We start from the raw sequence: 2,565 nt of genomic DNA on the forward strand, positions 1-2,565 counted from the left end.
ATGGTAAACCGATCGAATGGCGATGCCTTAACTAAATAGCCACATCGCTGAGGCAGGTATGGAGCTAATTTAGAGAAAGCGATGAGGGAAAGCTTTCTCTAAACTAAAACCGCGTGACGATCGTCTGGTAGAGATAGTTACGCCAGTGGCGTATTGCCACCAGGAGATCGTTAGATCTCACTAAAGGAACATTAGGCTTGACGTCAACCTAGCGGACTACAGTAGTGTTGATGGTATGCATTAAGTTGTAGAAGTGGAGGACACCTTGACCGGAGAAGTACTCAGTCAAGAGGGCTGCTACAAATCCGAGCATTGCAAAACGACCGTTCCAGATTTCGGCTTGGGGTGTGAAGCCCCAACGCCATTCATTACGCTCTGGTGCGAGTCCTGTTTTGTTAGGTGTTTGAGAAGAAGAGGTTGCCATGATAACTACTCCAAATTTTTGTGGTATGAGGACAGAATCGATTGCGATCGAGTAGTGCTGACTTCACTGGTTGAATAGTTGGAAGTATCACTACGTTGTCTATCTCGACTTTCGATATACACAAATCTTATCATTTGGCTAGAGGGGAGATTATCCCTCAATTGGATGACTTCTGAAAATTCTTTGGAAGTCGATTGGGGGAGTGAAGAGCGGGGGACTGAGAAATAAAAGATGACGATCGCAGCTTGCACTCTTGCAGAGACACTATTACTGCGGCGACCTGAGGGTACCCACGAGGAGTTATTTTTGACACCCGTAGTTGGTATAAATCCCCCTAAATCCCCCTTAAAAAGCGGATGCCTTTTCGGTCGGGTTCCCCGACCATGAAAAGGCACCAAGCGGGGGACTAAGAATCCGGTTCCCCCTGCTTGGTGCGCTAATCCGTCGGGAAACCCGACGAACGCGCATCCGCTTTTTAAGGGGGCTAGGGGGATTTTCTAGAGTTTAGGCGTAACAAATTTGACTTTTCAAACAGCCTTTTAAATCTATGGTGATAACTAATGTTTTCGACTACTCTCTGCCCTCTACGCCCTAAAATCTAAACCTGATGCACGGGCAAGCAGATAATAAACAGACTGCCTTGCCCTGGCTCAGAGGTGACAGTAATCTTGCCTGCGTGGGTATTAACGATGCGAGCGACTAAATGCAGTCCCAAGCCGCTACCGGCTTGGCGGTGTTTGCCAGTACGGAAGCGTTCAAAAATAACGGCTTGCTCTGCTGCGGACATGCCTAGTCCGGTATCGCGGACGGAGATCGAAACCCAGCCATTGACGGCAACAGTCTCACTGACAGATGTCGGACAAAAATCCAAGTCGATCTCGACACTACCAGTATCGGTAAATTTGAGGGCATTACCCACGAGATTGGCGATCGCGCGGCGAATTTCTTGGCAGTCGCCGAGGATTTTGAGAGATTGGGGATCGGGGTGTTCGCTCTTGAGAATCAGATCGATCGATTTGTACTGTGCTAGGGGTTGGAGTTCTTCGACTACCGCTTGGATGATATCCCAGAGATCGCAAGTCGTGTAGGTGAGCTGCTTGTTGCCAGATTCGTAGCGGTTGACTTCTAGGATCGTATTCACCAGATCGAGGAGGTTCTGATTGCTGCGATCCATCGCCAAGATCGCATCGTGCATATCCTTAGACAGCGGGCAAAATGCCTCTTGCTCGAATAGCTTAAACATGAGATTGGCAGCCACCAGGGGGGTGCGCAAATCGTGGGTGAGGTGAGCGATAAAGTCTTCGCGCTGGAGGTTTTGGATGGCGATCCGATCGCGTTGTTGTTCGAGATCGCGGTTTTGTTGTTGGAGGAGTTCGTTGTTGAGTTTGAGCTGATTGCTGGTTTCGATGACTTCGCGTTGGGCGCGATTGAGTCGGATGGCGTTGCGGAGGACTTGAGTGAGGGTTTCGGTAGAAATTTGGGATTTGGGGAGGTAGTCGGTGGCTCCGGCTTTCATCAAATCCACGGCAATGCGCTCGTCGCCTTGTCCGGTAAGGACGACGAGGGGATGTTGGACGTTAAGTTGGCAGGCAGATCGGATCAGATTGAGACCATTGCCGTCGGGCAATCCGTAGTCGAAGAAGGCACAATCGTAGCAATTGGTTTCCAGTAGAATCAGGGCTTCGGCGCAGGTAGCGGCTTCGGCAACCTCGACTGGTATGCCGGATTTGAGCAGGGCGCGACGAACGGCCATGCGATCGATTTCATCGTCATCGACGATCAAGATTTGGAGTGTTTGTTCCTCCATAAGAATGATTGAGGGTTGGGGTAAAGTTTATAGTGAAGTAGAGTGTTCGATCGACCGACTACTGGCAAATTTTTAGGCTGGGGGTTGCGCTCATTTCTGCTCTAGCTAACCTTCCCCAAGCTCGCAGGGCCGATCTATCGGATCGAGAAAAATCCAAAATCTACCTGTAGGTTGGGTTGAACGAATGTGAAACCCAACATCCGCACAATTGATTTTTGAGTGTGTTGGGTTTCGAGGCTCTGCTTGGTGCGCTAAACCGTCGGGAGACCCGACGAGCGCGCATCCGCAACCCAACCTACAAATTTTTTTCCTTTCTTCAATAGATCGGCCCTGC

General features: G+C 49.9%; 2 protein-coding genes. Both read right to left on the minus strand.

The window, feature by feature from the left end; translation table 11 throughout:
• Positions 1 to 208 precede the first annotated feature (208 nt).
• Positions 209 to 424, minus strand: coding sequence for a chlorophyll a/b-binding protein (locus RMO84_RS09590; protein ID WP_310488245.1), 216 nt, complete (start codon positions 422 to 424; stop codon positions 209 to 211).
• A 598-nt stretch (positions 425 to 1,022) separates the two neighbouring features.
• Positions 1,023 to 2,231 (minus strand): ATP-binding protein, encoded by a 1,209-nt coding sequence (locus RMO84_RS09595; RefSeq protein ID WP_310488246.1) that lies wholly within the window; start codon positions 2,229 to 2,231, stop codon positions 1,023 to 1,025.
• Positions 2,232 to 2,565: the final 334 nt, after the last annotated feature.

Origin of the sequence: Chamaesiphon sp. VAR_69_metabat_338, from assembly GCF_031423935.1 — a bacterium.
Classification (GTDB): Bacteria; Cyanobacteriota; Cyanobacteriia; order Cyanobacteriales; family Chamaesiphonaceae; genus Chamaesiphon.

What these genes read in the sequence shown, in the direction of transcription:
- RMO84_RS09590 (WP_310488245.1), bottom strand. Translation starts at nt 424, where the DNA reads ATGGCAACCTCTTCTTCTCAAACACCTAACAAAACAGGACTCGCACCA.
- RMO84_RS09595 (WP_310488246.1), bottom strand. Translation starts at nt 2,231, where the DNA reads ATGGAGGAACAAACACTCCAAATCTTGATCGTCGATGACGATGAAATC.